General features: G+C 62.8%; 7 protein-coding genes. 2 read left to right on the plus strand and 5 right to left on the minus strand.

What is annotated here, in order from left to right; translation table 11 throughout:
- Positions 1-1,187 (minus strand): aldehyde dehydrogenase (gene aldA, locus KHQ28_RS24420; RefSeq protein WP_211777708.1); only part of this gene is annotated, 1,187 nt, incomplete at its 3' end.
- Here aldA and KHQ28_RS24425 point away from each other — a divergent pair.
- Positions 1,186-1,323 carry a hypothetical protein gene (locus KHQ28_RS24425; RefSeq protein ID WP_004140057.1) on the plus strand — a complete coding sequence of 46 codons (138 nt, stop codon included), beginning with the start codon at positions 1,186-1,188 and terminating at the stop codon, positions 1,321-1,323. The genes aldA and KHQ28_RS24425 overlap by 2 nt on opposite strands.
- Before the next feature lie 61 nt (positions 1,324-1,384).
- Here the strand turns inward: KHQ28_RS24425 and KHQ28_RS24430 are convergent, their stop codons facing one another.
- Positions 1,385-2,185 (minus strand): YdcF family protein, encoded by an 801-nt coding sequence (locus KHQ28_RS24430; RefSeq protein WP_020316474.1) that lies wholly within the window; start codon positions 2,183-2,185, stop codon positions 1,385-1,387.
- 380 nt (positions 2,186-2,565) lie between these two features.
- On the opposite strand from KHQ28_RS24430, the gene KHQ28_RS24435 reads away from it, so the two are divergent.
- Positions 2,566-3,891, plus strand: a complete 1,326-nt coding sequence (locus tag KHQ28_RS24435) for an MFS transporter (RefSeq protein ID WP_032419027.1) — start codon at positions 2,566-2,568, stop codon at positions 3,889-3,891.
- A gap of 776 nt (positions 3,892-4,667) precedes the next feature.
- Here the strand turns inward: KHQ28_RS24435 and KHQ28_RS24440 are convergent.
- The 3 genes from KHQ28_RS24440 to KHQ28_RS24450 all read right to left on the minus strand — a co-directional run.
- A complete protein-coding gene (locus tag KHQ28_RS24440; RefSeq protein ID WP_002903059.1) occupies positions 4,668-6,098 on the minus strand; it encodes an amino acid permease in 1,431 nt (476 codons plus the stop codon).
- Positions 6,099-6,107: 9 nt separating this feature from the next.
- Complete coding sequence (gene astE, locus KHQ28_RS24445; protein WP_032419028.1) at positions 6,108-7,103, minus strand: succinylglutamate desuccinylase; 996 nt, start codon at positions 7,101-7,103, stop codon at positions 6,108-6,110.
- 10 nt (positions 7,104-7,113) lie between these two features.
- Positions 7,114-7,810: N-succinylarginine dihydrolase (locus tag KHQ28_RS24450; RefSeq protein ID WP_211777709.1), on the minus strand; the 697-nt coding region annotated here is incomplete at its 5' end.

Here is a 7,810-nt window from a genome sequence, read left to right on the forward strand (position 1 = left end):
GTCGAAAAGGCCACCACCGGCAGCACCGGACCGAAGGTTTCCTCATGGATAATGTCCATCTCCTGACGTACATCCAGCAGCAGGGTCGGCGGATAAAAATAGCCTTTGCCCTCCAGCGGCTGACCGCCCAGCGCCACCCGCGCCCCCTGCGCCACCGCCTTCGCCACTTTGCCCGCCACCTGGTCCCGCGCCGCCGCGTTGATCAGCGGCCCCATCGCGATGTCATCCCGCGTCGCCGGGTCGCCAAACTGGACGGCCTTCATCGCCTCACCGAGGCGGTTGACGAAGCGGTCGTATATTCCCTGCTGAACATAGACCCGCTCGACGCAGTTACACACCTGCCCGGTGTTAATCACCCGCGAGTCCACTACCGCTTTCACCGCCAGCTCCAGATCCGCATCGTCCATTACAATGGCAGGCGCTTTGCCGCCGAGCTCGAGGCACACTTTGGTGATATTTTTCGCCGCAGCGGCCATAATTTTTTCTCCCGCCGCCACGCTGCCGGTCATGCTGACCATCGCCACCTTCGGATTGCCGGCCAGCTCCTGGCCAACGGTTTCTCCGCGGCCAAGCACAAGGTTAAAGACCCCTTTCGGCAACCCAACCTGATGGACAATCTCGGCAAAGGCGATGGCATTATTGGGCGTAAATTCGCTGGGCTTAATGACAATGGTATTTCCAGTGATCAGGGCCGGCGCCAGCTTGCGGGCGATAAGAAAGAACGGGAAGTTCCACGGCAGGATCCCGGTGGTCACCCCCAGCGCGCGTTTAAAGACAAGGATATTCTCCCCCGGGCGATCGCTCTGCACGATCTCACCTTCGTAACGGCGCGCCCATTCTGCCATATAGTCGAGATAGTCCGCGGTGAACGCAACCTCCACCGCCGCCAGCTGCTTGATCTTGCCGCCTTCAGCGACAATCAGCCCGGCGATCTCGTCGGCACGCTGACGGATACCAGCGGCAATTTTGCGCAGCCAGCCCGCACGCTCAATGGCCGGCAGCGCTTCCCAGCCGGGCTGGGCGCGCTCGGCGGCGTCAATCGCCAGCCGCGCCTCTTCGGCAGTCCCGTCCGGGATCCGCGACAGCAACGCTTCGGTCGCCGGGTTAAGCACGTCGATCCAGCCGTCGCCGCGACCGGAAACGAACTGGCCATCAATATACATCGGGTGTTGAACGGGTGCTGTCATGGCTGCTCCTGTGGTGCATTTGTATTTAACAGGTGATTTTTTTGTTAAATATCGGGCGGATAAGCCGCTGTTCGGCAGCACATTGACGCAGTTCTGTGAGCTGATTCATAAAAACGGGCCAAAAATGCCCGCTTGAGGTTACATTTTAATAACACAAATTGCCCGTTTGCGACGAATCTGCCGTAAACGGGCATTTTTCAGCCGAGGGTGCGGGCCTGCAGCGCCCCGGCAAGCTGGGCGTCCTCCCGCAGCTGTCGCCAGGCGTCGAGGATCTCCGGCGGGAAGGTGACATGGCTGATGAAGTCTTTTCCCCGCGGACCGTACCCTTCAGGGGTATCCTGCAGGCGCGGCAGCTCGCCCAGCAGCAGCCCCAGGTAGCGGGTGACCGGCCAGAGCCCCGCTCCGCCGCCCGCGAACCCCAGTTGGCCATCGGTCTGCTCCAGCACCGGCGAGCAGCCGGGAAAGCTCAACCACTGCGGCGGCGTCGTCGCCCCCTGCCAGACGCGGGCGAAGGTAGCCATGGTTCGCCGCTGCATAGTCGGGTCCTGAATGACGATCCCGCGACGATGGGCGAGCCCCCGGCTCTCCAGCGTGGTCCGGGTAAAACGGGCGTTCTCACCGCAGTTGGTTGACTGGTCCTCCACCACCAGCCGCGAATGGGGGATGTGCCAGTAGTCATGAGCAATGTCGGCCAGAACATGTGCTTCCGGGCGGCCATCCACCGGCAACGTACGGTAACGGGGATCCTGGCGCACCGCCTCGTAGAGATAGCCCGTAGAATGTCCCACGCCGCCGCTGATCAGCAGCGGGACCGCCTGCGCCGCCGCCAGACGGCAGGCGGCGTCGATGGTTGGGATCACGGCGTTGCCGGCCAGCACTACCACGTCCACCTGCGGCAGCGCGGGCAGCGTCGCCAGATCGTCCTGCGCCAGCCAGGCGCCGACCTGGTTAGCCGCCGCCAGCGTCGCTGCCGACAGCGGAGGAAATTGTTCTGCCATTCTGTCTCCTTAATCCTCTCTCAGCCGAGCGGAGAGGATGCTTTCGCTATCATAAACGCCGCCTGCCGGGAGGCATAGCGGCGTCGATTTGTAACCATTTTGAAATAACAAGAAACATCTAAAAACAGGCGGGTTGCACCTGAACAACTCACTATGAAAATAACAAAAAACAGCAAAATCAGGTGGAAAATAAAAAATAGCGTCGCGGTTATACCAGTTCTAAGCGCGCCATAATGCCCAGTTTGCCAGCCATAAACTTGCCAATTGTAACCTTCAACCCTAAGTTGCTTAACAATTACACAACCTTTTCACATCAGGTTGCACCCTGCTCGTACAGAGTGACACCTGACCTATCTACCGTGGCGGGAGAACGTTTCGTAATGAGCAATCCACAAGACAACACTGCATCCATTCTGCAGAAAAACAAGAAGGTACTGATCGCGAGCCTGACAGGCAGCGCCATCGAATGGTTCGATTATTTTCTCTATGGCACCGCCGCCGCGCTGGTGTTCAACAAAATCTTCTTTCCGATGGTCGACCCGGTTATCGGCCTGATCCTCTCCTGGCTCTCCTTCTCGCTGACGTTTTTTATCCGCCCCATCGGCGGCGTGATTTTCGCCCATATCGGCGATCGCATCGGCCGCAAGAAGACGCTGGTGCTGACCCTGTCGCTGATGGGGAGCGCCACGGTGGCGATCGGCCTGCTGCCCACCTACGAGATGGTGGGCCTCTGGGCGCCGGCCCTGCTGATTACTCTGCGCATTATTCAGGGCATGGGTATCGGCGGCGAATGGGGCGGCGCGCTGCTGCTGGCCTATGAATACGCGCCGGAAAAGCGGAAAGGCTTTTTCGGCAGCATTCCCCAGGCCGGGGTGACCATCGGCATGTTGATGGCAACATTTATCGTCTCGCTGATGACGCTGTTCGATGAGGCGCAGTTTCTCGCCTGGGGCTGGCGCATACCGTTCCTGCTCAGCTCCGTCCTCGTTTTTCTCGGCCTGTGGATCCGCAAAGATATCGACGAAACGCCCGCCTTTAAGCAGGTGAAAAAATCCGGCCAGGTGGCGAAGGCCCCGCTGCGCGATACGCTCAAGCACCACTGGCGGGAAGTGCTGATCGCCGCCGGCCTGAAAGTGGTGGAGACCGCCCCCTTCTATATCTTCTCCACCTTTGTAGTCAGCTACGCCACCACCACCCTGAGCTATCAGAAGTCGCAGGCGCTGGAATCCGTGACCCTGGGCGCGCTGGTGGCCACCGTGATGATCCCGCTGATGGGGCTGCTGTCAGACAAGGTGGGTCGGCAAAAGATGTACACCCTGAGCGTGGTGCTGCTGGGGCTGTTTATCGTCCCGTGGTTCCTGCTGCTCGACACCGGTAGCGGCTGGGGCATCATGCTGGCGACGATCGTTGCCTTCGGCATCCTGTGGGCGCCGGTAACCGCGGTGCTCGGCACCCTGTGCTCTGAGATTTTCAGCGCCAATGTGCGTTATACCGGGATCACCCTCGGCTACCAGCTGGGCGCCGCGCTGGCCGGGGGCACCGCGCCGCTTATCGCCACCGGTCTGCTGGCAAAATATGACGGTGACTGGCGGCCGGTGGCCATTTATCTGGGCGTTACGGTGGCGATTTCGCTCCTGGCGATATTCTGCGCCAGCCGGATGAAGTCCGCGTTGGGCACGGCCCCCTCCCGGGCGGAAAGCGCCTGACCGCAGCCCGCCAGGGCTACTACGGAGCCGACTATCCCGCCCGGCGGCGCTGCGCGTGCGCGGGCCTGGGGGGAGATCGCACCGCGGGGGATACCGCTTATCCCAGGTCCGGTAAGCATGTAGGCCCGGTAAGGCGCCAGCCGCCACCGGGCAGTAAAGCCGCTCCGGAGCCGACTATCCCGCCCGGCGGCGCTGCGCTTGCGCGGGCCTGGAGAAAGATCACGCCGCGGGGGAAACCGCTTATCCCAGGTCCGGTAAGCATGGGCCCGGTAAGGTGCCAGCCGCCACCGGGCAGTAAAGCCGCTCCCGAGTCGACTATCCCGCCCGGCGGCGCTGCGCGTGCGCGGGCCTGGGGGGAGATCACGCCGCGGGGGAAACCGCTTATCCCAGGTCCGGTAAGCATGTAGGCCCGGTAAGGCGCCAGCCGCCACCGGGCAGTAAAGCCGCTCCGGAGCCGACTATCCCGCCCGGCGGCGCTGCGCTTGCGCGGGCCTACTGGGAGATCGCACCGCGGGGGAAACCGCTTATCCCAGGTCCGGTAAGCATGTAGGCCCGGTAAGGCGCCAGCCGCCACCGGGCAGTAAAGCCGCTCCGGAGCCGACTATCCCGCCCGGCGGCGCTGCGCGTGCGCGGGCCTGGGGGGATCGCGCCGCGGGGGAAACCGCTTATCCCAGGTCCGGTAAGCATGTAGGCCCGGTAAGGCGCCAGCCGTCACCGGGCACAAACAGGCGTCAAGTCTTCCCCCCTGCTTAGCCGGCCGCCAGGACCGGCGGGTGTCAGGCGCTCTGGTTGTCCAGCTGAAGCTGCCCCTCGCGCCGCTGCTTCAGCTTCCAGAAGCCCCACAGCGCGATAAACCACAGCGGAGAAGCCAACAGCGCCAGCAGCGTGTCCGGGTCAAAGATCATGATGAAGATAGCGAACGCGAAGAACAGCAGGCTCACCCAGCTCATCACCACCCCGGCGGGCATCTTAAAGATCGACCCGGCGTGCAGGTCCGGACGCTGACGGCGGTAAACCAGATAGGCCACGAGGATCATCCCCCAGCTGAACACCACCATAATCGCCGCCAGGGTCGAGACGATGGTGAACAGGGTCATCACGTTCGGCACCAGAAACAGCAACAGCGTGCCGATCAGCATGCAGAAGCAGGAGAACAGCAGGCTGCGCACCGGAATGCGGGTACTGCGCGACAGGATACGAAACTGCCAGTGCGCATGCTTCTCCACCGACAGGCCGTACAGCATGCGGGTGCTGGAGAAGACCCCGCTGTTGGCCGAGGACATCGCCGAGGTCAGCGCCACAAAGTTAATCACCGCCGCGGCGGCAGGCAGCCCGGCCTTGGCGAACAGCGTCACGAAGGGGCTGGTCTCCGCCGACACCCCCGGCCACGAGGCGACAGCGATGATCACCACCATCGACAGCAGATAGAAGATGATAATCCGCAGCGGCAGAGCATTGATCGCCTTGGGCAAAATGCGCTGCGGATCGCGGGTCTCCGCCGTCATGGTGCCCAGCAGCTCAATGCCGGTAAAGGAGAAGATCGCTATCTGGAAGCCGGCGAAAAAGCCGGTGATGCCGTGGGGCATAAAGGCCGTCGGGTCGGTGAGATGGCTGAGGGAGGCCGTCACGCCGTCCGGGGAGGTCCAGCCGGTGGCAATCATCCAGCCGCCGGTGCCGATCAGGGCGATAATGGTGATCACCTTGATCAGGGCGAACCAGAACTCCGCCTCGCCAAACATTTTCACCGACAGCAGGTTAAGCAGGAACAGGATCGCGAGCATGCTGAGGGCCGGCATCCACGCCGACAGTTCCGGGAACCAGTACTGCATATAGCTCCCGCAGACCACCACGTCGGCGATACAGGTCACCACCCAGCTTAGCCAGTAGGTCCAGCCGAGGTAAAAGCTGGCCTGCGGCCCGAGATACTCGCCGACAAAGTCGGCAAACGAGCGGTAGTCATGGCGGGTGAGCAGCAGCTCTCCCATCGCCCGCATCACCATATAGGTAAAGAACCCGACCAGCACATAGATAACCAGGATCGAGGTGCCGGCGACGGCGATGTTGCGCCCCGCCCCCATAAACAGCCCGGTGCCGATGGCGCCGCCGAGGGCAATCATCTGGATATGGCGGGCGCTGAGCCCGCGCTTAAGCTGTGACGCGCCTTCACCTCCGGCGGCAGGTGACGCCTGATGTTGATGTTCAGTCATGGTGTTTCCTCAGGCTGGTTGCGGGAGACGAAGGGCAGCGGCGCGGAGCAACAGCCCGGCGCGCTGGCCGGTGGCGACCCCGGCGTTGGGAAAGAGGATATAGGGGGCCCGGGCCTGCACCACCCAACGTTTCTCTGCCTGGCGGGCGATCTCATACCCTGCCGGGAGCGCGGTGAAGTTTTCAACGTCTGCCGCGAGATTAAGCGTAAATTCCCCCTCGCGCTTGATGATGCTCTCCTCGACCAGGAAGTAGTCCACCGGCGCTTTGTCGCGCGGCGGCAGCGGCGCATCAGCGATCCAGGCCCGGATCGCCGCGTCGGCGGCGGCGAACAGGCTGAGATCGTTGGCGCCGAACGGCATCACTTTCCCCAGCTCCAGGGTGGCGCTTTGCGCGGCGAACTTTTCGCAGGTGAAATGGGTGAAGGTGCCGCCCGCTTCGGTATGGCGCACGACGGCGTCCATCCCGCTGGCCTGCAGCAGCTGATAGAAATCGGGCGAAAAATCCCCGGCGTGGGCCGGGAGCAGCGCAAACTGGCGATACAGCGATTCGCGAATGGCGGTGTGCATATCGAGATGACCACGGTTGACCGGCCCCGCCGCATCGGCGGCGCGATAAAAAGCCTGCACCGCCTGCTCCAGCGCAAAAGCCCGCCGCGACTCATTTCCCGGGGTGACCGCCAGATGGCGGCCGCCGAACAGGCGATTCAGGTCGTTATGCAGATAGCGGCGCGCGGCGCGGATCGCCGGCAGATTACCAAAGACGATCAGCAGCGCCTGCGTGAGCGGCTGCCGCCCCTGGCTCAGATCGTGGGTTAGCTGCAGCAGCAGTTCAATCGGCGCGGTCTCATTGCCATGCACGCCGGCGGAGAGGATCGTCGCCTGGCGCCACGGCGCCGTCGGCAGCAGCTGTAAAATGCCCTCGCCCAGCCAGCGGGCCTCGATGCCCGCCGGAAAGGTCCACGCCTGCAGGCGGCAGTGCAGTAAATCGTTAACCAGGTGCTCCATCTGCCGCTCCTTAACGCTGAAAATCATAGACCGCGCCGAGGCGCAGGATCTGCGTCAGCTCATCCAGCGCCTGATAAACCTCGCGCAGCAGCTGCGGGTCCGCCAGATCGCGGGCATGCAGCCGGTCGCGATAGTGTTTTTCCACCCATGCCGTCAGCTGCTGATAACGTTCGTCGTTCATCAGGCTATGGGCGTTGACCGCCTGGCGCTCCGCCTCGTTGAGTACCACTCGCAGCCGCAGACAGGCCGGGCCGCCGCCGTTGCGCATGCTTTCCCGCAGGTCAAAGACCGCCACTTCATCGATCGGCGATGCGCTGTCGACGGCGAGATCGCTGAGATAGCGCCAGACGTTTTCCCGCTGGCGGCACTCCTCCGGCACCACGATCAGCATCTTGCCGTCTGGTTTGCTCAGCAGCTGGCTGTTGAACAGGTATGAGGCCACGGCGTCATCGAGCGAAACCCGCTCGTCCGGCACTTCCACGCTGGTGAACGGGATATCCAGACTGTCGCTTTTAGCCCGCAGCGTGGCCAGCACTGTCGCCTGATCGACAAACGCCTGCTGATGGTGAAACAGCACATGGCGATTGCTGACCGCGATGACGTCGTTATGAAACACGCCGCGATCGATAGCCTGCGGCGCCTGCTGGGCAAACACCGTGTAGCGCGGATCCAGCTGATGCAGGCGGGCCACCGCTTTGCTGGCCTCG

This window comes from Klebsiella sp. 28, assembly GCF_018223905.1.
GTDB lineage: Bacteria > Pseudomonadota > Gammaproteobacteria > Enterobacterales > Enterobacteriaceae > Klebsiella > Klebsiella pneumoniae.